The organism is Burkholderia sp. AU33423 (assembly GCF_002223135.1).
Taxonomy (GTDB): Bacteria; Pseudomonadota; Gammaproteobacteria; order Burkholderiales; family Burkholderiaceae; genus Burkholderia; species Burkholderia lata_D.
The window spans coordinates 1823125-1845845 of record NZ_NKFH01000004.1; the positions used below are offsets into that span (position 1 = coordinate 1823125).

Annotated in this window: 20 protein-coding genes; 10 read left to right on the forward strand and 10 right to left on the reverse strand. The window is 68.1% G+C overall.

Annotation, left to right across the window (positions count from 1 at the left end; all coding sequences use genetic code 11):
* Positions 1-9: 9 nt before the first annotated feature.
* Complete coding sequence (smc, locus tag CFB50_RS11185) at positions 10-3522, reverse strand: chromosome segregation protein SMC (RefSeq protein ID WP_089446090.1); 3513 nt, start codon at positions 3520-3522, stop codon at positions 10-12.
* Positions 3523-3661: 139 nt separating this feature from the next.
* On the reverse strand, positions 3662-4603 hold the full coding sequence (locus tag CFB50_RS11190; protein WP_089445872.1) for a DMT family transporter: 942 nt from the start codon (positions 4601-4603) through the stop codon (positions 3662-3664).
* Positions 4604-4762: 159 nt separating this feature from the next.
* On the opposite strand from CFB50_RS11190, the gene dapC reads away from it, so the two are divergent.
* The 6 genes from dapC (at position 4763) to cls (ending at position 10932) form a co-directional block, all read left to right on the forward strand.
* Positions 4763-5995, forward strand: a complete 1233-nt coding sequence (dapC, locus tag CFB50_RS11195; RefSeq protein WP_089445873.1) for a succinyldiaminopimelate transaminase — start codon at positions 4763-4765, stop codon at positions 5993-5995.
* Between the two features lie 43 nt (positions 5996-6038).
* A complete protein-coding gene (dapD, locus tag CFB50_RS11200; protein WP_006478479.1) occupies positions 6039-6866 on the forward strand; it encodes a 2,3,4,5-tetrahydropyridine-2,6-dicarboxylate N-succinyltransferase in 828 nt (275 codons plus the stop codon).
* A complete protein-coding gene (locus tag CFB50_RS11205) occupies positions 6866-7234 on the forward strand; it encodes an ArsC family reductase (RefSeq protein WP_069248286.1) in 369 nt (122 codons plus the stop codon). The genes dapD and CFB50_RS11205 overlap by 1 nt, the downstream gene beginning before the upstream one ends.
* 90 nt (positions 7235-7324) lie before the next feature.
* Positions 7325-8464 carry a succinyl-diaminopimelate desuccinylase gene (gene dapE / locus CFB50_RS11210; RefSeq protein WP_089445874.1) on the forward strand — a complete coding sequence of 380 codons (1140 nt, stop codon included), beginning with the start codon at positions 7325-7327 and terminating at the stop codon, positions 8462-8464.
* An 11-nt stretch (positions 8465-8475) separates the two neighbouring features.
* Positions 8476-9384 (forward strand): 50S ribosomal protein L3 N(5)-glutamine methyltransferase, encoded by a 909-nt coding sequence (prmB, locus tag CFB50_RS11215; protein ID WP_089445875.1) that lies wholly within the window; start codon positions 8476-8478, stop codon positions 9382-9384.
* A gap of 108 nt (positions 9385-9492) precedes the next feature.
* Positions 9493-10932, forward strand: a complete 1440-nt coding sequence (gene cls / locus CFB50_RS11220) for a cardiolipin synthase (protein WP_089445876.1) — start codon at positions 9493-9495, stop codon at positions 10930-10932.
* A 63-nt stretch (positions 10933-10995) separates the two neighbouring features.
* Here the strand turns inward: cls and CFB50_RS11225 are convergent, their stop codons facing one another.
* The gene (locus CFB50_RS11225; protein ID WP_047850708.1) at positions 10996-11475 is read right to left on the reverse strand and encodes a glutathione peroxidase; all 480 of its coding nucleotides are present in this window, start codon (positions 11473-11475) and stop codon (positions 10996-10998) included.
* A gap of 136 nt (positions 11476-11611) precedes the next feature.
* On the opposite strand from CFB50_RS11225, the gene CFB50_RS11230 reads away from it, so the two are divergent.
* Positions 11612-13543: an ATP-binding cassette domain-containing protein gene (locus tag CFB50_RS11230; protein WP_089445877.1), complete on the forward strand. Its 1932-nt coding sequence runs from the start codon at positions 11612-11614 to the stop codon at positions 13541-13543.
* A 194-nt stretch (positions 13544-13737) separates the two neighbouring features.
* On the opposite strand, the gene CFB50_RS11235 is transcribed toward CFB50_RS11230, so the two are convergent.
* The 3 genes from CFB50_RS11235 to alr all read right to left on the reverse strand — a co-directional run bounded on the left by CFB50_RS11235 (position 13738) and on the right by alr (position 16608).
* The gene (locus CFB50_RS11235) at positions 13738-14004 is read right to left on the reverse strand and encodes a DUF2866 domain-containing protein (RefSeq protein ID WP_039342663.1); all 267 of its coding nucleotides are present in this window, start codon (positions 14002-14004) and stop codon (positions 13738-13740) included.
* A gap of 145 nt (positions 14005-14149) precedes the next feature.
* On the reverse strand, positions 14150-15526 hold the full coding sequence (gene radA, locus CFB50_RS11240; RefSeq protein WP_069248291.1) for a DNA repair protein RadA: 1377 nt from the start codon (positions 15524-15526) through the stop codon (positions 14150-14152).
* A gap of 11 nt (positions 15527-15537) precedes the next feature.
* The gene (gene alr / locus CFB50_RS11245; RefSeq protein ID WP_069248292.1) at positions 15538-16608 is read right to left on the reverse strand and encodes an alanine racemase; all 1071 of its coding nucleotides are present in this window, start codon (positions 16606-16608) and stop codon (positions 15538-15540) included.
* A gap of 218 nt (positions 16609-16826) precedes the next feature.
* Between alr and lplT the strand changes: the two genes are divergently transcribed.
* Positions 16827-18134 carry a lysophospholipid transporter LplT gene (lplT, locus tag CFB50_RS11250; protein ID WP_069248293.1) on the forward strand — a complete coding sequence of 436 codons (1308 nt, stop codon included), beginning with the start codon at positions 16827-16829 and terminating at the stop codon, positions 18132-18134.
* A gap of 58 nt (positions 18135-18192) precedes the next feature.
* Positions 18193-19002, forward strand: a complete 810-nt coding sequence (gene thiD, locus CFB50_RS11255; protein ID WP_089445878.1) for a bifunctional hydroxymethylpyrimidine kinase/phosphomethylpyrimidine kinase — start codon at positions 18193-18195, stop codon at positions 19000-19002.
* 18 nt (positions 19003-19020) lie between these two features.
* Here thiD and CFB50_RS11260 read toward each other — a convergent pair whose 3' ends face one another.
* From CFB50_RS11260 to tsaB, 4 genes are read right to left on the reverse strand one after another with little or no spacing between them, the layout of a single operon-like run.
* The gene (locus tag CFB50_RS11260) at positions 19021-19986 is read right to left on the reverse strand and encodes a DUF1853 family protein (RefSeq protein WP_069248295.1); all 966 of its coding nucleotides are present in this window, start codon (positions 19984-19986) and stop codon (positions 19021-19023) included.
* Positions 19983-21020: a uracil-DNA glycosylase gene (locus CFB50_RS11265; protein WP_089445879.1), complete on the reverse strand. Its 1038-nt coding sequence runs from the start codon at positions 21018-21020 to the stop codon at positions 19983-19985. Before CFB50_RS11265 ends, CFB50_RS11260 begins: the two co-directional genes overlap by 4 nt.
* A complete protein-coding gene (rimI, locus tag CFB50_RS11270) occupies positions 21007-21507 on the reverse strand; it encodes a ribosomal protein S18-alanine N-acetyltransferase (RefSeq protein ID WP_069248297.1) in 501 nt (166 codons plus the stop codon). Before rimI ends, CFB50_RS11265 begins: the two co-directional genes overlap by 14 nt.
* Positions 21504-22271 (reverse strand): tRNA (adenosine(37)-N6)-threonylcarbamoyltransferase complex dimerization subunit type 1 TsaB, encoded by a 768-nt coding sequence (gene tsaB, locus CFB50_RS11275; protein ID WP_089445880.1) that lies wholly within the window; start codon positions 22269-22271, stop codon positions 21504-21506. Before tsaB ends, rimI begins: the two co-directional genes overlap by 4 nt.
* Before the next feature lie 148 nt (positions 22272-22419).
* Between tsaB and CFB50_RS11280 the strand changes: the two genes are divergently transcribed.
* On the forward strand, positions 22420-22689 hold the full coding sequence (locus tag CFB50_RS11280) for an acyl-CoA-binding protein (RefSeq protein ID WP_011352486.1): 270 nt from the start codon (positions 22420-22422) through the stop codon (positions 22687-22689).
* The last annotated feature ends 32 nt before the right edge of the window (positions 22690-22721 follow it).

A 22721-nucleotide genomic window follows, 5' to 3' on the forward strand; every position in this document is an offset into this window, starting at 1 on the left:
CGTCAAACGTCAATTCTGGGCAAAACCCGCGGCGGTTTCCATGTCTACCGCAACGATCCGCGACACGCCCTGCTCCTGCATCGTCACGCCGATCAGCTGCTGCGCCATTTCCATCGCGATCTTGTTGTGCGAGATGAACAGGAACTGCGTCTTGTCGGACATCGCGCGCACGAGATTCGCGAAACGCTCGGTGTTCGCGTCGTCGAGCGGCGCGTCGACCTCGTCGAGCAGACAGAACGGCGCCGGGTTCAGCTGGAACATCGCGAACACCAGTGCGGTCGCGGTCAGTGCCTTCTCGCCGCCCGACAGCAGGTGGATCGTCGCGTTCTTCTTGCCCGGCGGCTGCGCCATCACCTGCACGCCGGCGTCGAGAATTTCGTCGCCCGTCATGATCAGCTTCGCCTGGCCGCCGCCGAACAGACGCGGGAACAGGTCGCTGAAGTGACGGTTGACCTCGTCGAAGGTGCCCTGCAGCAGCGTGCGGGTTTCCTGGTCGATCTTGTGGATCGCGTCCTCGAGCGTCGTGATCGCGTCGATCAGGTCCGCCGACTGCGCGTCGAGGAACACCTTGCGCTCGCTCGCGGCCTTCAGCTCGTCGAGCGCGGCCATGTTCACCGGACCGAGCGCGTTGATCGCGTTGTTCAGGCGCGTAACCTCGCCCTGCAGGTACGACGGCTTCAGATCCGGCGTGAGCTTCTCGCGCAGCGCTTCCTCGTCGACCTCGGCCGTCGTCAGCTGCTCCGCGAACTGCTCGACCGACAGGCGCGCAGCCTGCTCCTTCAACTGCAATTCGGTGATGCGGTCGCGCAGCGGCTGCAGCGAGCGCTCGGCGACGAGTCGCTGCTCGTCCGACGCGCGCAGCTTCGCGGTCAGGTCGTCGAGTTCGATCCGCGCGGCCTGCAGCGCCTCTTCCTTCACCGCTCGAATCTCGAGCGCATCCTGCAGGCCCGTGTGCGCGGTCTGCTCGTTGATCGTCTCGAGCTCGGCGCGTGCGTCTTCCAGCGACGCGGCGACGCGCTCGCTCTGCTCGTGTGCGACCTGGATGCTGCGCTTGAGTTCGTCGATCCGCGTCACGGCATTGCGTGCGGCGAAGCGCGCGTCGTTCGCGCCGCGCTCCAGGTCACGCGCTTCCTGACGCGCCTGCGTCAGCGATTCGTCGAGCGCTTCGAATGCGAGCTGGTTGTCCTCGAAGCGCGCCTGCAGTTCCGCAAGTTCGCCGTCGAAACGCTCGAAATTCGCTTCCGACTCCGCGCGCATCGCGCGCTGCTCTTCGATCTGCGCGCCGATTTCCTCGAGTTCCTCGCGGATCTGCGTGCTGCGCTGCGTGTAACGTTCGTGCGCCTGCGCGAGCTTCAGCACGTCCATCTGCAGCGCGTGCACGCGCTGCGTCGCACGCTCGGCCTGCGCGCGTACATCGCCGAGCGCCTGCGTGGCCTGCGTGTGCGCGGCTTCGGCACGTACCGCGGCCGTGCGCGCCTCGTCGGCGAGCAGCGCCTGCGCACGCACCTGGCGCGTCAGGTTTTCGATTTCCTGCTGGCGGGCCAGCATCCCGGCCTGCTCCGAATCGGCGGCATACAGCTGCACGCCGACGCGCGTGACGATATGGCCGGCCTTGACGACGAACGCGCCGCCTGCCGGCAGCTGCGTGCGCGTCGCGAGTGCCTGCGCGACGTCGTCGGCGACATACACGTTGCCGAGCCAGTCGTTCAGCACCGCGCGGATGCCCGCATCGTCGATGCGCACGAGCGACAGCACCGGACGCAGGCCGGCCACGGCCGCCGGCGGTTCACCAGCCGCGGGCGGCGCGTAGAACGCGAGCTTCGCGGGAGGTGCGTCGGTGGCAAAAGCCTTCACCCAGTCGAGATTCGACACTTCGAGCGCGGCGAGGCGCTCGCGCAGCACGGCTTCAAGCGCCGCTTCCCAGCCGGCTTCGACATGCAGCTTCTTCCACAGACGCGGCAGCGCGCCGAGCTCGTGCTTGTCGAGCCACGGCTGCACCTTGCCTTCGGTCTGCACGTTTTCCTGCAGCTGCTTCAGCGCGGCGAGACGCGCCTCGAGCTGGTGGATCTGCGCGGCTTCGGCCTGCACGCGCTCCTGCGCGGCACGGCGCTCGCCATCGAGGCGCGGCACCGTTTCCTGCGCGTCGGCGAGGCGCGCCTGCGCCTCGGCCAGGATCTCTTCCTGCTCGGCGAGCTGCATGCGCAGCTCTTCGAGCTGCGCCTCGTCCGGCGCGTCGAGCCCGCTCGCTTCGCTCTTCAGGCGCTCATGGCGCTGCTGCAGCTGCTGGAGCTGCTGGTCGGCGTTGCGCTGGTGCGCGGCTTCGAGCTTCAGCGACTGTTCGGTCTGCGCGATCCGCGCGCGCTCGTCGTTGAGCTGCGCCTGCGCATCGCGGAATTTCGCCTCGAGCGCCGGCAGCGCGTCGTGCTTCGCGGCAGCGTTGTCTTCGGCGAGCGCGGCCTTCTCGTCGGCCATCGCGCGCGCCTCTTCGGCTTCCTCGAGCTCGTCCTGCGCCTTCTCGGCCTGCGCGCGCCATTGCTCGCGCTGCGCATTCAGCGCGGCGATCTGCGCCTGCACGCGATTGCGCGATTCGACGATGAACTTGATCTCGGCTTCGAGGCGGCTCACCTCGGCGTTCGCTTCGTAGAGCGAACCCTGCGCGCCCTGCATCGCGTCGCTTGCCGAGTAATGCGCGACGCGCAGCGTCTCGAGCTGCGCCTCGACCTCGCGCAGCTTCGCCGTCTGCGCCTCGAGGTCGATCTGCGCCTGTTCGATCGCGCGCTGCTGCTTCTGCTGCTCGCCGGCCGCCTCGTTCTTGCGCAGCAGCCACAACAGGCGCTGCTTCTCCTCGCCGTCGGCGACGAGTTCCTTGTACTTGGTCGCGACGACGGCCTGCGCCTCGAGCTTCTCGAGGTTCGCGCCGAGTTCGCGGACGATGTCCTCGACGCGCGTCAGGTTCTCGCGCGTGTCGTGCAGGCGGTTCTCGGTCTCGCGGCGGCGTTCCTTGTACTTCGACACGCCCGCGGCTTCCTCGAGGAACACGCGCAGCTCTTCCGGCTTCGCCTCGATGATCCGCGCGATCATGCCCTGCCCGATGATCGCGTACGCACGCGGCCCGAGGCCGGTGCCGAGGAAGATGTCCTGGATGTCGCGGCGGCGCGCCGGCAGGTTGTTGATGTAGTAACTCGACGTGCCGTCGCGGGTGAGCACGCGCTTCACGGCGATCTCGCCGTACTGGCCCCACTGGCCGGCCGCGCGGCCGTCGGAGTTGTCGAAGATCAGTTCGACACTGGCCCGGCTGCCGGGCTTGCGGGCGGTCGAGCCGTTGAAGATCACGTCCTGCATCGATTCGCCGCGCAGCTCGGAAGCGCGCGACTCGCCGAGCACCCAGCGCACGGCATCGATGATGTTGGACTTGCCGCACCCGTTCGGGCCCACCACGCCGACAAGCTGGCCCGGAACCTGGAAATGCGTGGGATCGACAAAGGATTTGAAGCCAGCGAGTTTGATCGAGCTCAGACGCACGGCGGTATCGGATGTGAAGAAGGTGTGAAACGGACGGAGCCGCACTGCGCGAGGCCGGACAGCCCATGCGCGCGATGCGCCCCGGAATTCAAAAGCGGGGCCGCGCGCATACAGCGTTGGGCCCCGCAAACGGCTTCCATCATACCATCGCGCGTGCGCCGTCCCGACCGTCGCCGGGTTTGTCCGGTGCCGGCGCGGCACGATGGACCCGGCTCGACAGCAGCGTCGCCAGCACGATGCACGCGCCGCCCGCCCACTCGCGCGCGGTCGGCAGCTCGTTCGCGAACACCCATGCCGACAGCGCGGTGATCACGATCTCGAACAGCATGATGATCGACGCACGGTTCGCCGGCACGCGCGCCAGCCCGTATTGCACGAGCAGGTTGTTCGACGCCATCGTCACGCCGATCGCGACGATGATCAGCGCGGCCGTGCCGAGCTGGCCGCCCGGCGGCGCAGCCGGTATCCCCTCGAACAGCGACGCGATCGCGCCGAACACCGCCGCACCGCCGAAGAGGGTCGCCGTGCGCATTTCCGCGCGCATCTCCGGCAGCTCGCGGCTCGCCTTGATCACGAGCACGTTGCTCATCGCGAAGCTCAACCCGGCCGCGAGACCTGCCCATTCGGCCGGCGTGGCCGGCAGCGGCAGGCCGAGCGCCGGCGACCACAGCATCAGCATCGCGCCGCCGATCGACAGCGCCGCGAGCCCCGCGCCGGCCCAGGTCAGCCGCTCGCGCAGCAGGAAGTGCGCGTAGATCGCGGTCCATGCAGGGGTCAGGTAGAACAACAGCATCACGCGCAGCACCTCGCCGTGGATCGTGCCCCACACGAACCCGAGGTTCGTCACGCCGGCCGTCACCGCGATGCCGGGCAGCACCCAGTGCCAGCGCAGCGTCGCGATCGTGCGGTGGCGCGCGACGATCACGAACAGGAAGGCGACGAGGCTCGTCAGCGCGCTCGCCAGCGTGCCCGTCACGCCGAGCGACGCCAGGATCCGCAGCGGATACCAGATCAGGCCCCATACCGATGCGCCGATCAGGATGGCCAGCGTCGGCAGGCTGCCGCGTACCGCGTTATTCATTTGGTTCGATACCCTTTATTCGACCGGCCCGGCCGCCGTTCCGGCAGGCCGTGACCGCATTCCGTCACGCTATAATCGTCCGTTGCGACCCGCGCGCCATCGGCGCCCGTTCGCAGCCGCGCGGCGCGCACGCCGCTTCTTTCGCTCCAACCGGCCGCGATGGCCGCTTCGCCCGTGAACCCTCGACTCGACTCGCTCCAGCCCTATCCCTTCGAAAAGCTGCGCGCCCTGTTCAAGGACGTGACGCCCTCCGGCGCCCTCAAACCGATCAGCTTCGGCATCGGCGAGCCCAAACATGCGACCCCGGCGCTGATCCGCGACGCCGTGGTGGCCGCGCTCGACGGTCTCGCGTCGTACCCGGCCACCGCCGCCTCGGACGCGCTGCGCACGTCGATCGCGCACTGGCTCGAGCGCCGCTACGGGCTGCCGGCCATCGATCCGGCCACGCAGGTGCTGCCCGTGTCGGGGTCGCGCGAGGCGCTGTTCTCGCTTGCGCAGACGGTGATCGACGCCCGCCCGGCCGAACAGGGCGAGAAGGCGATCGTACTCTGTCCGAATCCTTTCTATCAAATTTACGAGGGCGCGGCGCTGCTGGCCGGTGCCGAACCCTATTTCGCGAACAGCGACCCGGCCCGCAACTTCGCGTGCGACTACGCGTCCGTACCGGACGAAGTCTGGGCGCGCACGCAACTGCTGTACGTGTGCTCGCCGGGCAACCCGACGGGCGCCGTGCTGACGCTCGACGACTGGCGCGAGCTGTTCGCGCTGTCCGACCGCCACGGTTTCGTGATCGCGTCCGACGAATGCTATTCGGAAATCTATTTCGACGAAGCAGCGCCGCCGCTGGGCGGCCTCGAGGCCGCGCACCGCCTCGGCCGCGGCTTCGAGCGCCTCGTGATGCTGTCGAGCCTGTCGAAGCGCTCGAACGTGCCGGGCATGCGCTCGGGCTTCGTCGCCGGGGACGCGGCGCTGCTGAAGCAATTCCTGCTGTACCGCACGTACCACGGCGCGGCGCTGTCGCCGGTCTGGCAGCACGCGAGCATCGCCGCGTGGAACGACGAGGCGCACGTGCGCGAGAACCGCGCGCTGTACCTGCAGAAGTTCAATACCGTCACGCCGATGCTCGCCGACGTGATCGACGTGAAGCTGCCCGACGCGGCGTTCTACCTGTGGGCCAACGTGTCGCGCACCGGGCTGTCGGACACCGAGTTCGCCCGCCGCCTGTACGCCGACTATAATGTGACGGTTCTGCCCGGCTCGTACCTGGCGCGCGATGCGCACGGCACGAATCCGGGCCGCGATTTCATCCGGATCGCGCTCGTCGCGGGCACCCCCGAATGCGTCGAGGGCGCGCAACGCATCGTCGATTTCTGCCGCTCTCTCGCGCGGTAATCGTCCATCCGATCAATTCCATCCATCTCCTGCGAAAACGAACATGTCGCAACAACTTCAGCAAATCATCGATACCGCCTGGGAAAACCGCGCCGAGCTGTCGCCGAAGGCCGCACCGGCCGACGTCCGCGAAGCCGTCGCGCACGCGATCGAGCAGCTCGACAAAGGCGCGCTGCGCGTGGCCGAGAAGATCGACGGCAACTGGACCGTGCACCAGTGGCTGAAGAAGGCCGTGCTGCTGTCGTTCCGCCTGGAGGACAACGCGCCGATGCCCGCCGGCGGCTACTCGCAGTTCTACGACAAGGTGCCGTCGAAGTTCGCGAACTACACCGCCGAAGATTTCGCCGCGGGCGGCTTCCGCGTCGTCCCGCCGGCCATCGCGCGCCGCGGCTCGTTCATCGCGAAGAACGTCGTGCTGATGCCGTCGTACACCAACATCGGCGCGTACGTCGACGAAGGCACGATGGTCGACACGTGGGCAACGGTCGGTTCGTGCGCACAGATCGGGAAGAACGTGCACCTGTCGGGCGGCGTCGGCATCGGCGGCGTGCTCGAGCCGCTGCAGGCGAACCCGGTCATCATCGAAGACAACTGCTTCATCGGCGCGCGGTCGGAAGTCGTCGAAGGCGTGATCGTCGAGGAAAACTCGGTGATCTCGATGGGCGTGTACCTCGGCCAAAGCACGAAGATCTACGACCGCGAGACGGGCGAAGTCAGCTACGGCCGCATCCCGGCCGGCTCGGTCGTCGTCGCCGGCAACCTGCCGTCGAAGGATGGCTCGCACAGCCTGTACTGCGCGGTGATCGTCAAGAAGGTCGACGCGAAGACGCGCGCGAAGGTCGGCCTGAACGAGCTGCTGCGAGGCGACTGATGGCGAAGCCGCACACCGTGGTCGTCTACGGCATTCCGAACTGCGACACCGTGAAGAAGGCCCGCGTGTGGCTCGACGATCACGGCGTCGAATTCGAGTTTCACGACTTCAAGAAGCTCGGTGTCAGCGCACCGCTCGTCGAGGACTGGCTGAAGGACGTGTCGCTCGACGCGCTCGTCAACAAGCGCGGCACGACGTGGCGCGGCCTGGACGACGCGATGAAGGCGGCCGCCGAAACGAAGGCCGGCGCGGTCGCGCTGATGATCCACAAGCCGTCGGTCATCAAGCGCCCCGTGCTGGTGGTCAACGGCCGCGTGAAATCGCTCGGCTTCGTGGCCGATCAATACGCGGCGCTGTTTGCCGCATAGGGCTGCCCGCGCTGCGCCTGTCGGCGCAGCCCGACGTCTTGTCGCTGCCGGCCACCGCGCCGGCATTTTTTATCGAAAGTGGTCCGAACCATGTCCGCCACCCTAGCCCTTACCGAACAGCTGATCGCCCGCGCGTCCGTGACGCCCGACGACCAGCATTGCCAGCAGATCATGACCGAGCGCCTCGCGGCGCTCGGCTTCGAATGCGAGACCATCGCGTCGCACGGCGTGACCAACCTGTGGGCCGTCAAGCGCGGCACCGACGGCCGCGACGGCAAGCTGCTCGCGTTCGCGGGCCACACCGACGTCGTGCCGACCGGCCCGCTCGAGCAGTGGAGCTCGCCGCCGTTCATCCCCGCCCATCGCGACGGCAAGCTGTACGGCCGCGGCGCGGCCGACATGAAGACGTCGCTCGCGGCATTCGTCGTCGCGTCGGAGGAATTCGTCGCGGCCCATCCCGGCCACCGCGGCACGGTTGCGTTCCTGATCACGAGCGACGAGGAAGGCCCCGCCACCGACGGCACCGTAAAGGTCGTCGAGCTGCTCGAAGCGCGCGGCGAACGCATGGACTACTGCATCGTCGGCGAGCCGACGTCGACCACCGAGCTCGGCGATGTCGTGAAGAACGGCCGCCGCGGCTCGATGTCGGGCGAACTCGTCGTCAAGGGCGTGCAGGGCCACATCGCGTATCCGCACCTTGCGAAGAACCCGATCCACCTGCTCGCGCCGGCGCTCGCCGAGCTCGCCGCCGAGCAGTGGGACGCAGGCAACGAATACTTCCCGCCGACCACCTGGCAGGTGTCGAACCTGCACGCCGGCACCGGCGCGACCAACGTGATTCCGGGCCACGCCGACCTGCTGTTCAACTTCCGCTTCTCGACCGCCAGCACGGTCGAGGGCCTGCAGGCACGCGTGCACGCGATCCTCGACAAGCACGGCCTCGAATACACGCTGAAGTGGTCGGTGAGCGGCCTGCCGTTCCTCACGCCGCGCGGCGAGCTGTCGGGCGCACTGGAAAACGCGATCCGCGCCGAGACCGGCATCACGACCGAGCTGTCGACCACGGGCGGCACGTCGGACGGCCGTTTCATCGCGCGCATCTGCCCGCAGGTGATCGAGTTCGGCCCGCCTAACGGCAGTATCCACAAGATCGACGAGCACATCGAAGTGCGCTTCGTCGACCCGCTGAAGAACGTGTACCGCAGCGTGCTCGAACAACTGATCGCCTGATGGAGCCTCGCATGACGACACCTTTTGCCACTGTTCGCGACCTGCTGCGCTACGCGGTCACGCGCTTCTCGAAGGCGAAGCTCGCGTTCGGCCACGGCTCCGACAATGCGTACGACGAAGCGGCCTACCTCGTGCTGCGCACGCTCGACCTGCCGCTCGACACGCTCGAGCCGTTCCTCGACGCGCGGCTGCTGCCCGACGAAATCGCGGCCGTGCTCGCCGTGATCGAACGGCGCGCGACCGACCGCGTGCCGGCCGCGTACCTCACGCATGAAGCGTGGATGCACGGCCACCGCTTCTACGTCGACGAACGCGTGATCGTGCCGCGCTCGTTCATCGGCGAACTGCTCGACGACGGGCTGCAGCCGTACGTCGCCGACCCCGAGCAGGTCGGCGCGGTGCTCGAACTGTGCACGGGCTCCGGTTGCCTCGCGATCCTCGCGGCGAGCGCGTTCCCGAACGCCGAGATCGATGCGGTCGACCTGTCCGACAAGGCCCTCGAAGTCGCCGAGATCAACGTACGCGACTACGGCCTCGAAGACCGCGTCGCGCTGCACCGCGGCGACCTCTACGCGCCGCTGCCCGCGTTCCGCACCGATCCGGGCTCGCGCTATGACGTGATCCTGACGAACCCGCCGTACGTGAACGCGTCGTCGATGGCCGCGCTGCCGCCCGAGTACCGGCACGAGCCGGAGATGGCGCTCGCGGGTGGCGATGACGGGATGGACATCGTGCGACGTATCGTCGCCGAGGCCCATCGCTGGCTGCACGACGACGGCGTGCTCGTCGTCGAGATCGGCAACGAGCGCGAACACGTCGAAGCCGCGTTCGGCGGCCTCGAGCTCACGTGGCTGCCCACCAGCGCGGGCGACGACGCCGTGTTCCTGATCCAGGCGTCGGACCTGCCCCGCAAGGCCTGAGCCTGTCCGGCTCGCCCACCGTGCGGTGCACCGTTGCGCCGCACGGTTGGGTAAGATGCGCGTAGGCGGCCGCCCGGCCGCACGACCTCAGGAGTCCGTCACGCGCCCATGACCCTCGACTGGCTACATCTCGGCACCCTGATCCTGACCATCCACGTGCTCGGGATCGTCGCGGCATTCCACGCGATCATGAATACGCGCACGTCTCAAGGCGCGATCGCGTGGGCCGTCTCGCTCGCAGCCATGCCGTACCTGACGCTCATTCCGTACCTGTTCCTCGGCCGCAGCAAGTTCTCCGGCTACGTCGACGCCCGGCGCCACGAGCTGGAAATGTTGCGCATGCACACACCGCGCTCGCCCTGGCTCAGCACCGACGCGACCGACGGGCCGGCCGCCGACGCAATCGGCCAGGCCGCGGTGCTCGCGCTCACGCGGCTCGGCGGCATGCCGTTCCTCGGCGGTAATTCGGTGCGCACGCTCGTGAACGGCGACGCGACGTTCTCGGCGATCCTGGCGGCCATCGACGCCGCGCGCGACTACGTGGTGGTGCAGTTCTTCATCGTGCGCGACGATGCACTCGGCCGGATGATGCGCGACTCACTGCTCGCGCGTGCGGCAGCGGGCGTGCGCTGCTGCCTGCTGTACGACAGCATCGGCAGCTTCGACCTGCCGCACAGCTACGTCGACACGCTGCGCCGGGGCGGCGTGGAGGTCCACCCGTTCGCGACCAACCGGACGTTCGTCAACCGCTTCCAGCTCAACTTCCGCAACCACCGCAAGATCGTCGTCGTCGACGGCAATCGCGCGTTCGTCGGCGGCCACAACATCGGCGTCGAGTATCTCGGCGCGAAGCCGCGCCTGTCGCCGTGGCGCGACACGCACATCGAGATCCGCGGCCCGGTGGTCGCGAGCATCCAGTACGTGTTCGCCGAAGACTGGCACTGGGCAACGCAGAAGCTGCCGCCGCTCGCGCTGCCGCCGCCCGCACTGCCCGGCGACAACATGCATTGCCTCGCGGTGCCGATGGGGCCAGCCGACAAGCAGGAGACGGGCTCGCTGTTCTTCGTCGAGGCGATCAACGCCGCGCGCGAGCGGGTCTGGATCACCACGCCGTACCTCGTCCCCGACGAAGCCGTGATCTCCGCGCTGAAGCTCGCCGTGATGCGTGGCGTCGACGTTCGCATCCTGATCCCGAGCCGGCGCGATCACTACGTGGTATTCGAGGCGTCGAAGCTGTACGCGCGCGACCTGGTCGATGCGGGCGTCAAGGTGTTCCGCTACCGGCCCGGCTTCCTGCACCAGAAGGTCGTGCTGATCGACCGCATCGCGGCGGCGATCGGCAGCGCGAATCTAGACAACCGTTCGTTCCGCCTCAATTTCGAGATCATGGTGCTGACCGTCGATCGCACGTTCGCCGACGAGGTCGAGACGATGCTCGATGCCGATTTCGCGCAGGCGTACGAGGTCGATGCGAGCGAATACCGCCAATCGCCCGCCTGGCGGCGCATCGCGATGCACGTCGCGCGACTGTTCGCACCGATCCTCTGACGGCCCGGACGGCGGCGGCGCCCGTGCGACCCGCACCGGCGCCGTGAACGCCGCCGGCAGCCGTCACAGCAGCTTGTCAATATCCGCGGCGATTTCCTCCGGCTTGGTCGACGGCGCGTAGCGCTTGACGATGCGCCCTTCGCGATCGACCAGGAATTTCGTGAAATTCCACTTGATCGCCTTGAGGCCGAGAATGCCGGGCGCCTCGTCGGTCAGGTAGCGGTACAGCGGATGCGCATGGTCGCCCTTCACGTCGATCTTCGCGAACATCGGGAACGTGACGCCGTAATTGCGCTCGCAGAACGCGCCGATCTGTGTGGCGTCGCCGGGCTCCTGCTTGCCGAACTGGTTGCACGGGAAGCCGAGCACATAGAAGCCGCGTGCCGCGTACTGGTCGTACAACTTCTGCAGGCCCGCGTACTGCGGTGTGAAACCACACTCGCTCGCGGTGTTGACGATCAGCAGCACCTTGCCGCGATACGCATCGAGCGAGGCCGGCGCGCCGGCAAGCGTCTCTGCGCTGAACGAATACAGGGTGGACATCGGGCACTCCTTTTACGAAACCGGATCGACGTGGAGTCTAGGCGAAATTGCCCCGTTGCGGCATCCGCCGAATGGCCAATGCCCGGCGCGAGCGGCGCGCAGTCTAGAATAGCGGTTTTGGCCAGTCATTTCCGCCGTGATCCGTTTCAATCAGTTCAGCCTTGCGCGCGGCACCAAGCCGCTGTTCGAGTCGACCTCCTTCGTGCTCAATCCCGGCGAGAAAGCCGGCCTGATCGGCGCGAACGGCGCCGGCAAGTCGACCCTGTTCTCGGTCCTGCGCGGCGAGCTGCACTCGGACGGCGGCGATTTCTCGATGCCGCCGTCGTGGCGGATCGCCCATGTGTCGCAGGAAACGCCCGCGGTCGACCGCTCGGCGCTCGACTACACGCTCGACGGCGACGCCGCGCTGCGCGAGATCGAGGCCCGCATCGCCGCCGCCTCCGCCGCACATGACGGCGCCGCCGAAGCCGACGCGCACGCGGCGTTCGCCGACGCCGACGGCTATACCGCGCCTGCCCGTGCCGAGGCGCTGCTGCTCGGCCTCGGCTTCACGCTCGCGCAGACGCGCGAATCCGTCGCGAGCTTCTCCGGCGGCTGGCGCATGCGCCTGAACCTCGCGCAGGCGCTGATGTGCCGCTCCGACCTGCTGCTGCTCGACGAACCGACGAACCACCTCGACCTCGACGCGATCGTCTGGCTCGAGGATTGGCTGCACCGCTACCCCGGCACGCTCGTCGTGATTTCGCACGACCGCGAATTCCTCGATTCGATCTGCAATGTCACGCTGCATCTGGAAAACCGCCAGGTGAAGCGCTACGGCGGCAACTACTCGCAGTTCGAAGTGCTGCGCGCGCAGCAACTGGCGCTGCAGCAAAGCGCCTACGAAAAGCAGCAGAAGACGATCGAACACCTGCAGAGCTTCGTCGACCGCTTCAAGGCCAAGGCGACCAAGGCCAAGCAGGCGCAGAGCCGGATGAAGGCGCTGGAGAAGATGGAGCTGATCGCGCCCGCGCACATCGCGTCGCCGTTCACGTTCGAATTCCGCACGCCCGATGCCGCGCCGAACCCGATGATGGTGATGGAAGACGTCCGCTGCGGCTACCACGCCGACGGCGGAGCGGAAATCCCGATCGTCGAGCGCGTCGCGCTGTCGATCCAGAACGGCCAGCGCATCGGCCTGCTCGGTGCGAACGGCCAGGGCAAGTCGACGCTGATCAAGACGCTGGCCGGCACGCTCGCGCCGCTGTCGGGGCACGTCCGCGACGGCAAGGGGCTGACGATCGGCTATTTCGCGCAGCACCAGCTCGAAACGCTGCGCGAAGATGATTCCCCGCTCGCGCATCTGGCACGGCTCGCGCCCGACACGCGCGAACAGGAGCTGCGGGACTTCCTCGGCGGCTTCAACTTCTCGGGCGACATGGCGACCACCCCGGTCGGGCCGTTTTCGGGCGGTGAAAAGGCACGCCTCGCGCTCGCGCTGATCATCTGGCAGAAGCCGAACCTGCTGCTGCTCGACGAACCGACCAACCACCTCGACCTCGAAACCCGCCATGCGCTGACGATGGCGCTCGCGCAGTTCGAAGGCACGCTGATCCTCGTCTCGCACGACCGCCACCTGCTGCGCGCGACGACCGACCAGTTCATGCTGGTCGCGAAGCACCGGCTGCAGCCGTTCGACGGCGACCTCGACGACTACCGTGACTGGCTGCTGCAGCACGCGGCCGAGCAGCGCGCCGCCGCGAAGGCCGACAGCGCGGCGTCGGCGGGCGCGGGTGCCGCGGCCAACCGCAAGGACCAGAAGCGTCAGGCCGCCGAGGAGCGGCAGCGCCTGTCGGTGCTGAAGAAGCCGCTGCAGACGCGCATCACGAAGCTCGAAAAGGAAATGGAGACGCTGCACGCGCAGAAGGCGCGCCTCGACGCATTCGTCGCCGATCCGGCGAGCTACGAGGCCGAGCGCAAGACGGAACTGACCGATGCGATCCGCAAGCTCGGGGACGTCAACACGCGTCTCGAAACGGTCGAGGCCGACTGGCTCGCCGCGCAGGAAGAACTCGAGCAGATCGGCTGACCGCCGTCGCGGCACGGCCAACCGATACGCCGCCCAGCCCTGCGTGCCGACTGGCTCCGCGCCGCGACACCTCGGCATCGCAGTACCTCGACAGACCATCGGGCCGTAGGCGGCCCCAGATACGACAAGGCCGGGCGCGCCGGCCCGGCCTGTTCATTCATTACCGCAGTCACCCGATTCGCCGAGTTGCCGGCTCAGCGTCGAGGCAACGTGTCGCGCGGCATCTGCTCGTCGTCGCCCATCAGGTGCCGGCGCCCTTCGGTTGGCCGCCGGATCGCCGCAGCGACTTCCGCTTCCGTCACGTCCTCGGACACGACCTTGCGCGCCAGGCGCCCCTCGTCGTCGATCCATTCGACGATCCGGCATCCGCCGCCCCAGGGCTGGCGAATCGGCTCCGACACGCGGCAGCCACGCAGGTTGTAAAGGCGTCCGCTCGGCGCTTCCCCATACGATTTCAACATAGGATCCCTTCGCATTGCGCGGTTCGACAATCCGGCAAAGGATAGGGAAAAGCGATGTCCGTCGGGTTACAGAAGCCTACATCTTCTTTACAACGAATTACGCGACAGATCGCCCGCACGCATGGCCGGGCGCCCTCTGGGCCGGTCACTCGAGATCGCGTACGCGGTCGATCGCCTGTTCGAGCCGATCGACGGCCATCACGTTCAGCCCTTCGATCGGCTGCTTCGGTGCATTCGCCTTCGGAATCAGCGCGGACGTGAAACCGAGCTTCGCGGCTTCGCGCAGCCGTTCCTGCCCGCGCGGCGACGGCCGGATCTCGCCCGCCAGCCCGACTTCGCCAAACACGATCAGCCCCTTCGGCAACGCCTTGTTGCGCATCGACGAATGGATCGCCAGCAGCACCGCGAGGTCGGCGGCCGGCTCGGTGATCTTCACGCCGCCCACCGCGTTGAGGAACACGTCCTGATCGAAGGCCGCGATGCCCGCGTGCCGGTGCAGCACGGCGAGCAGCATCGCGAGCCGGTTCTGCTCGAGGCCGACCGCGAGCCGGCGCGGGTTCGGCACGTGCGCCGTATCGACGAGCGCCTGGATTTCGACGAGCAGCGGGCGCGTGCCTTCCTGCGTGACGAGCACGCACGAACCGGGCACGACCTGCTCGTGCTGCGACAGGAACAGCGCGGACGGGTTGGCCACGCCGCGCAGCCCGCGCTCGGTCATCGCAAACACGCCGAGTTCGTTGACCGCACCGAAGCGGTTCTTGAACGCGCGCACGAGCCGGAACGACGAATGCGTGTCGCCTTCGAAGTACAGCACGGTGTCGACGATGTGCTCGAGCACGCGCGGGCCGGCCAGGTTGCCCTCCTTCGTCACGTGCCCGACCATGATGATCGCGGTGCCCGACTGCTTCGCGATGCGCGTGAGCTGCGCCGCGCACTCGCGCACCTGCGCGACCGAGCCCGGCGCCGATGTGAGCGCTTCCGAATAGACGGTCTGGATCGAGTCGATCACGGCCACGTCCGGCCGTTCCGTGTCGATCGCGGCCTGGATCTTCTCGAGCTGGATCTCGGCGAGCAGCTTCAGTTCATCCGCCGCCGCACCGCCGTCGAGCAGCGCAAGCCGTTGCGCGCGCAACGCGATCTGCGCGGCCGACTCCTCACCGCTGATATAGAGCGCGCGCCGCTCGCTCGCGATATCCGCGAGCGACTGCAGCAGCAGCGTCGACTTGCCGATGCCCGGATCGCCGCCGATCAGCACGACGCCGCCCGGGACCAGCCCGCCGCCGAGCACGCGGTCGAATTCGCCGATACCGGTCGAGAAGCGCGGCACGTCGGCCGCTTCGATGTCGACGAGACGCTGGACGGGCGCCCGCTTGGCGAGCGACTGGAAACGGTGGGCCGACGGCGCCTCGGCGGCCGATTCAACCAGCGTGTTCCAGGCCTGGCACGACGGGCATTGGCCCTGCCACTTCGGGGTCTGTCCGCCGCACTCGCTGCAGACGTATACGGTTTTCTGTTTGGCCACGCGCGACGCCCTTATTCCGCGCGCACGGGCACGCGGCCGGCGACCGCGCACATCAGCTCGTAGCCGATCGTGCCGCAATGGCGGGCGACGTCGTCGATCGGCAGCGCGTTGCCCCACAGCTCGACGCGCGCACCGACGCCGGCCTGCGGGCACGGGGTCAGGTCGACGGTGATCATGTCCATCGACACGCGACCGACGATCCGCGTGCGGATGCCGTCGACGATCACCGGCGTGCCTTCGGGTGCGACCCGCGGATAGCCGTCCGCGTAACCGCACGCGACCACGCCGATCCGCATCGGTGCCTGCGCGGAGAACGTCGAGCCATAGCCGATCGCCTGGCCCTTCCCGATCGTCTGCACCGCGATCAGCTCGGACGCAAGCGTCATCGCGGGCTTCAGCCCGGTATCGGCGATGTCCGACGACAGCCCGGACGGCGACGCGCCGTACAGCACGATCCCCGGGCGCACCCAGTCGAAGTGCGTGTCCGGATGCCACAGCACGGCCGCGGAGTTCGCGAGGCTGCGCGCGCCGGCGATGCTTTCCGCGCCGCGCTCGAACGTGGCGAGCTGCTCGGCGACGCCGCGCTCGTTGTCCGCGTCCGAAAAATGGGTCATCAACGTGATCTGGCCGATGCCGGGGCACGCGCGGGCGCGCTCCCAAGCGGCGCGGTATTTTTCCGGCTGGTAGCCGAGCCGGTTCATCCCGCTGTTCATCTTGAGCTGCACGTTGACGGGCTTCGACAGCCGCGCCGTTTCCAGCATCCGCATCTGCTCGTCGTTGTGGACGGTCGTCGTCAGGCTGTAGCGGTCGATCACGTCGATGTCGGTCGAGCGGAAGAACCCTTCGAGCAGCAGGATCGGGCCGGCCCAGCCGAGCTCGCGCAGCTTGACGGCCTCGTCGAGGTCGAGCAGGCCGAAGCCGTCGGTGCCGCGCAGGCCGGGAAACACACGCGCGAGACCATGACCGTACGCGTTGGCCTTGACGACCGCCCAGACCTTGGACGGGCCGGCAAAGCGGCGGACGACGGAGAGATTGTTCGCGAGAGCGGCGGTATGGATGGTGGCGGAGATCGGGCGCGGCATGGGAAATTTACGTAAAGACGCTTGCGAATCATCAGCTTACCGCGCCTTTTGAGCACTGAAGCCGACAATTTGCGGAACGATCGGGGAATCTTGCTAGTCCGAATTGGCGTATTTTCATGTTATAAAGCCGTGCGCACAACCCATTTCGAACGGAATAAGCCGATCGCATACCAGGCGGCCTACGCGGCCCTGCCGCAGCGACGAAAGCATCGCATCAGATGAAAAAAGGTTTTTACACCATCATGGCCGCGCAGTTTTTCTCGTCGCTGGCCGACAATGCGCTCCTCATCGCCGCCATCGCCCTGCTGAAAGACCTCCACGCCCCCAACTGGATGACACCGCTGTTGAAGCTGTTCTTCGTGTTGTCCTATGTGGTGCTGGCGGCCTATGTCGGCGCCTTCGCGGATTCGCGCCCGAAGGGCCGCGTGATGTTCATCACCAACTCGATCAAGGTCGTCGGCTGCATGATCATGCTGTTCGGCGCCCACCCGTTGATTGCGTACGGGATCGTCGGCTTCGGCGCGGCGGCCTACTCGCCCGCGAAATACGGCATCCTCACCGAGCTGCTGCCGGCCGACCGGCTGGTCGCCGCGAACGGCTGGATCGAAGGCACGACCGTCAGCTCGATCATTCTCGGCACCGTGCTCGGCGGTGCGCTGATCAGCCCGCACATCGCGTCGCACGTGATCGCACACACGCCAGCCTGGATCGGCACGCCCGCCGAAGCGGCGATGGCGATCATCATGGCGATCTACGTGATCGCCGCGCTGTTCAACCTGCGCATCCCCGATACGGGCGCCCGCTACCCGAAGCAGGAACGCGGCCCGGTCAAGCTCCTCACGGATTTCGCCGACTGCTTCATGGTGCTGTGGCGCGACAAGCTCGGCCAGATCTCGCTGGCGGTCACGACGCTGTTCTGGGGCGCGGGCGCGACGCTGCAGTTCATCGTGCTGAAGTGGGCTGAAGTGTCGCTCGGCATGTCGCTGTCGGAAGGCGCGATCCTGCAGGCCGTGGTCGCCGTGGGCGTCGCGGCCGGCGCAATCGCCGCCGCCGCCCGAATCCCGTTGAAGAAGTCGCTGACCGTGCTGCCCGTCGGCATCATCATGGGCATCGCGGTGATGCTGATGGCGTTCTACACGCGCGACCTGTTCCCGTCGAACTGGGCCGTGCACATCGGCCACCTGCGCATGCCCGTGTACCTGATCATCGCGTACATCTTCCTGATGTGCGTCGGCGCATTGTCCGGCTACTTCGTCGTTCCGATGAACGCGCTGCTGCAGCATCGCGGCCACGTGCTGCTGTCGGCCGGCCACTCGATCGCGGTGCAGAACTTCAACGAGAACCTGTCGGTGCTCGTGATGCTGTGCCTGTATGCGGTGCTCGTGTGGCTCGACGTGCCGGTCGGCGTCGTGATCGTACTGTTCGGCACGTTCGTCTGCCTGACGATGTGGCTCGTGATGCGCCGGCACCAGGCAAACCAGCGCCAGTTCGACTCGGTCGCGCTGATCGGCGAATCGCGGCACTGACGCTACACTTCCCGTTTCCGTCCGCCGGCGCCGGCCCTCGAACCGGCGCGTTGCCCTCATGACGCACCCGATACCCAACATCCTGACGATCGCCGGCTCCGATTCGGGCGGCGGCGCAGGCATCCAGGCCGACCTGAAGACCTTTTCCGCGCTCGGCGCGTATGGCGCGAGCGTGATCACCGCGCTGACCGCGCAGAACACGCGCGGCGTGACGGGTGTGCATGCGCCGGACGCGGCGTTCGTGACCGCGCAACTCGACGCGGTGTTCGGCGATATCCGCATCGATGCGGTCAAGATCGGGATGCTCGCGAACGCGGCGATCGTGCACGCGGTCGCCGACGCGCTGCGGCGCTACACGCCGCGCTTCGTCGTGCTCGACACGGTGATGATCTCGAAGAGCGCGCACGCGCTGCTCGCACCCGATGCCGTCGACGCGTTGCGCGACGCGCTGCTGCCGCTCGCGACGGTCGTGACGCCGAACCTGCCCGAAGCGGCCGCGCTGCTGAATGATGTGCCCGCAACCACCGAGGACGACATGGTCCGGCAAGGCCAGGCGTTGCTGCAGACGGGCGCGCGCGCCGTGCTGATGAAAGGCGGTCACCTGCCGGACGCGTCCGCGAGCCCCGACTGGCTCGTCGAAGCGACCCGCACGGTCCGGCTCGACGGCGCACGCCTGCCGGTCAGCAACACGCACGGCACCGGCTGCACGCTGTCGTCGGCGATCGCCGCGCTGCTGCCGCAGCAGCCCGACCTTGAAAGCGCGGTACGCGAAGCCAAGACCTACCTGACCGGCGCGATCGCCGCGAGCGGCCACCTCGACGTCGGTCACGGCGTCGGCCCCGTCCATCACTTCCATCGCTGGTGGTGAGCGCCGGCTGGCGCGGCGTCAGTGATCCTGCGCCGCGAACGCCTGGGCGCGTACCGGCCAGTCGTCCGGCACGACGAAGCCGCGCGCCGTTTCGCGCCACGTGCCGTCACTACCCTTTTCATGGATGCCGATCAGCGCGGGTGCCTCGCGCGTCGTCAACACCGGCGGCAGTTCCAGCGTAGCCGCCAGCGTTTCGGGTTCGAATCCACTACCGGCGGCAGCCCGTCGCGGCGCCAGCCACGCAAGCCGCGGCAACACGCTCCATGCGACGCCGGCACGCTGGGCGGCCGCCCAGGCCGGCCACTGCGCGTGCGTCAGCCAGAAACCGTGCGGGTGATCCGGCGCGATTTCCGCGGACACCGGCGGCAGCGGAGCGCCGTAGGGGTAGAACAACCAGCCCTTGATGAACATCTGCGCGTCGGACGGCGCGCCGTAGCCGAGCCGCGCAAACCCGTCGCGATCGCCGAGCCGCAGCTGGTGCTCGAGTAACCGAGTGCGCTTGCGGTCGAACCGGTCGACGAGGTTGGGGCCGACGAAATCGGCAAGCGATGCACCGGCTTGCACCGGTGCGCACAGGTAGCACTTCACCGCGAGTTCCCAGTGCAGGCGCTGCCCGTCCGGGGCATCGACGAGAAAATCGACTTCGCCGAGCGTCTTGCCGTTGCTGCGCAGCGGCAGATTGGCCGCGACGAGCCGCAGCGACGGCCCGTGCGTCAGGAAATACTCGAGCAGGCATTCGGCGTAGCGGCCGAGCCGGGTGGGCCGGAAACCGTCGAGCGCGCGATGCAGCGGCTCGGGCTGCGCATCGAGCGCGGCGAGCCATGCTTCGACGGCCGACTGTCCCACCGCATCCAGCCACGGGCGCGCCAGCGGCGCGTCCGGCACCGCGGTCAGCAGGCTCGGGCTGGCCAGCAGCCAGCCCAGATCCCGAACCGCGACGTCGTGCAGCGTATCGACGAATGCGAACGCCGCGCCGGTCGTCATTGTCCGGCCGGCCCGTTCGCGTCGCCGCCTTCTGCGCGCTGGAACGTGTCGCGCGCGAGGCACAGGTCGGCCCACGCCTTCGACTTGTCCGGCAGGCTGCGCAGCAGGTATGCCGGATGGTAGGTCACGATCACCGGGACGCCTTCGTACGCATGCACGCGGCCGCGCAGCGACGCAATGCTCGCGTCCGTCTTCAGCAGCGTCTGCGCGGCGAAGCGGCCGAGCGCGACGATCAGCTTCGGCTTCACGAGCGCGACCTGGCGCTGCAGATACGGCTCGCAGCTCGCGACCTCGTCCGGCTCGGGATTGCGGTTGCCGGGCGGCCGGCACTTGATCACGTTCGCGATGTACACGTTGTCGCCGCGCTTGAGCGACAGCGAGTGCAGCATGTTGTCGAGCAGCTTGCCGGCCTGGCCGACGAACGGCTCGCCCTGCTTGTCCTCGTTCTCGCCCGGCGCTTCGCCGATCAGCATCCAGTCCGCTTCGCGGTCGCCGACGCCGAACACGGTGTTGGCCCGCTTCTCGCACAGACCGCACAGCGTGCAGTCGGCCACGCGCGCGGCCAGCGCATCCCAGTCGAGCGCGGCAACCGGCGTACCGACGGGGCGCGATTCGGCCACCGGCATGGGATCGCCCGGCGGCGCCGCATCGAACCACGCGAAATCGTCGGGTCCGGCAGGCGGCATGTCGTCCATCGGCGGCATCGTGTCGGTCGACGCGACCGGCATGACCGGTGCAGGCGCGCGATCGCCGTCGTCGACGCGGCGCGACGGGGCGGCGGCCGGCTCGCGAGCCGGCGCCGCATCGACGCTTCGCGCCACCGCCGGCGGTGCGTCGCCTTGCACCGGCGTACGCGCGGTCCGCGCAGGTCGCTCGGTCGCGACGGCCGGTGTGGCGTCCACGGCACCGGTTTGCGCGGCGGTGTGCGCTTCGGTTGTCGCGCCTTCGACCGTGCCTTCATCCGCGCTTTGCCCGCGCCGCACCCAGATCTGCGCGAGGCCCATTTCCTCGAGCGCCGCTTCAGCCCATGCCATGCGCGTCCCCTTTGTCCTTGTTCAGCGTCAGACGCATCACGATCGCGTCCTCGCGGCTGCGATGCTTCGCCGGGTAATAATTCTTGCGCCGGCCGATCGTCAAGAAGCCGAAACGCTCGTACAGATGGATCGCGCGCAGATTGGACGGCCGCACCTCGAGCAGCACGCCGTCGAGCCCTTCCGCGCGCGAAATGCGCACGGCCTCGCGCAGCAGCGCCAGGCCCGCGCCCGCGCACTGCGCGGCCGGCGCGACGCACAGGTTCAGCAGGTGCATCTCGTCGACCACGGGCATCAGCACGCAATAGCCGATCAACGAACCCGTCACGTGCCGCAGGCACACGCCCAGATAGCCGTTGCGCAACGAATCCTCAAAGTTGCCGCGGCTCCACGGGAATTCGTATGCGACGTGCTCGATCGCGACGACCTCGTCGAGATCGGCATCCGTCATCGGCGCCAGATAGCGGTCGCTCAGCAGGACGCCCGTCATCCCTTCGCTCCACCCGTCTGCGCGGCCCGTGCCGCGACGCGCTCGGCGGTGGTCTGCGCGACCTTGTCGCGCACGTACTCCGGCGCGGCCTGGTCGGCGGGCACCGCACGGCCGGCGCGGAACGCACGCAGGGCGGCATGGGCGACCGCCAGCGCGTGCGGCATCGCGTCGCCGTCGATCACGGCCGCGTGCGCCGCAGCCGGCAACTGCGCGCCGAACGCGGCGGCCGCATTGCCCGCGAGCGTGAACGGTGCATCGGGCACGCCGACGGCGCCCGGCGCATCGAGCGAAGCCGGATGCAGCGTGCGCCAGTCGCCGGTGCTGTCGTCCCACGCGAAATCCGCCCAGTAGGCTTCATCCATCCGCGCATCCAGCGCGGCCAGCACGCGGGTCGTGCCGGGCGCGCGCAGACGTGCGTGCTCGGCACACGCGAGCAGCGTGCCGATCGGCACGACCGGCAGCCCGCGCCCGAACGCGAGACCCTGGGTGATGCCTGTCGCGGTACGCAGGCCCGTGAACGAGCCGGGGCCTGAGCCGAACGCGATCGCGTCGCAATCGGCGAGCGTCAGCCCCGATTCGGCGAAAAGGTCCTGGATGGCCGGCAGCACGCGCGTGCTCGACACGGCGCCCGTCAGCTCGTGGCGGACCCAGGTTTGCGGGGTGGAAACGGCGTCATCGGCGTGGGCCGAGCGCAGCAGCGCGACCGAGCAGTATTCGGTCGACGTATCGATGGCGAGGAGCACTGTTTGCGTCATGGGCGACATTGTAATGCGGCGCCCCGCTCCCACGGGCGATCGGGCCCGTTCCGTGCGTGTGCGCCGCACCGGGTGGCGGTTTGGAAGGATCGCTCGACCCCGCGCGGCGGTCCGCTTGTTAAGATCGCCCGACCTGAAACCCTTACGGAGACACCCGATGAGCGAACTCACCGCCCAATTCGACCAGGCCCAGATCGACGTCAAGCAACTGACGGAACGGCCGGGCAACCTGACCCTGCTGCGCCTGTACGCACTCTTCAAGCAGGCGACCGACGGCGACGCCCATGGCGACAAGCCGGGCTTCACCGACATCGTCGGCAAATACAAATACGACGCGTGGGATGCGCTGAAGGGCACGTCGCAGGATGCAGCGAAGCAGCAGTACATCGAACTCGTCGAATCGCTGAAGAACGGCACGGCTTCCTGACCGAATCGCCCCCTGCCGCAATAGGCAATCAA

Coding starts and splice junctions, on each gene's coding strand:
- CFB50_RS11190 (WP_089445872.1), bottom strand. CDS start 4,603: ATGAATAACGCGGTACGCGGCAGCCTGCCGACGCTGGCCATCCTGATC.
- dapC (WP_089445873.1), top strand. CDS start 4,763: ATGGCCGCTTCGCCCGTGAACCCTCGACTCGACTCGCTCCAGCCCTAT.
- dapD (WP_006478479.1), top strand. CDS start 6,039: ATGTCGCAACAACTTCAGCAAATCATCGATACCGCCTGGGAAAACCGC.
- CFB50_RS11205 (WP_069248286.1), top strand. CDS start 6,866: ATGGCGAAGCCGCACACCGTGGTCGTCTACGGCATTCCGAACTGCGAC.
- dapE (WP_089445874.1), top strand. CDS start 7,325: ATGTCCGCCACCCTAGCCCTTACCGAACAGCTGATCGCCCGCGCGTCC.
- prmB (WP_089445875.1), top strand. CDS start 8,476: ATGACGACACCTTTTGCCACTGTTCGCGACCTGCTGCGCTACGCGGTC.
- cls (WP_089445876.1), top strand. CDS start 9,493: ATGACCCTCGACTGGCTACATCTCGGCACCCTGATCCTGACCATCCAC.
- CFB50_RS11225 (WP_047850708.1), bottom strand. CDS start 11,475: ATGTCCACCCTGTATTCGTTCAGCGCAGAGACGCTTGCCGGCGCGCCG.
- CFB50_RS11235 (WP_039342663.1), bottom strand. CDS start 14,004: ATGTTGAAATCGTATGGGGAAGCGCCGAGCGGACGCCTTTACAACCTG.
- alr (WP_069248292.1), bottom strand. CDS start 16,608: ATGCCGCGCCCGATCTCCGCCACCATCCATACCGCCGCTCTCGCGAAC.
- lplT (WP_069248293.1), top strand. CDS start 16,827: ATGAAAAAAGGTTTTTACACCATCATGGCCGCGCAGTTTTTCTCGTCG.
- thiD (WP_089445878.1), top strand. CDS start 18,193: ATGACGCACCCGATACCCAACATCCTGACGATCGCCGGCTCCGATTCG.
- CFB50_RS11260 (WP_069248295.1), bottom strand. CDS start 19,986: ATGACGACCGGCGCGGCGTTCGCATTCGTCGATACGCTGCACGACGTC.
- CFB50_RS11265 (WP_089445879.1), bottom strand. CDS start 21,020: ATGGCATGGGCTGAAGCGGCGCTCGAGGAAATGGGCCTCGCGCAGATC.
- rimI (WP_069248297.1), bottom strand. CDS start 21,507: ATGACGGGCGTCCTGCTGAGCGACCGCTATCTGGCGCCGATGACGGAT.
- tsaB (WP_089445880.1), bottom strand. CDS start 22,271: ATGTCGCCCATGACGCAAACAGTGCTCCTCGCCATCGATACGTCGACC.
- CFB50_RS11280 (WP_011352486.1), top strand. CDS start 22,420: ATGAGCGAACTCACCGCCCAATTCGACCAGGCCCAGATCGACGTCAAG.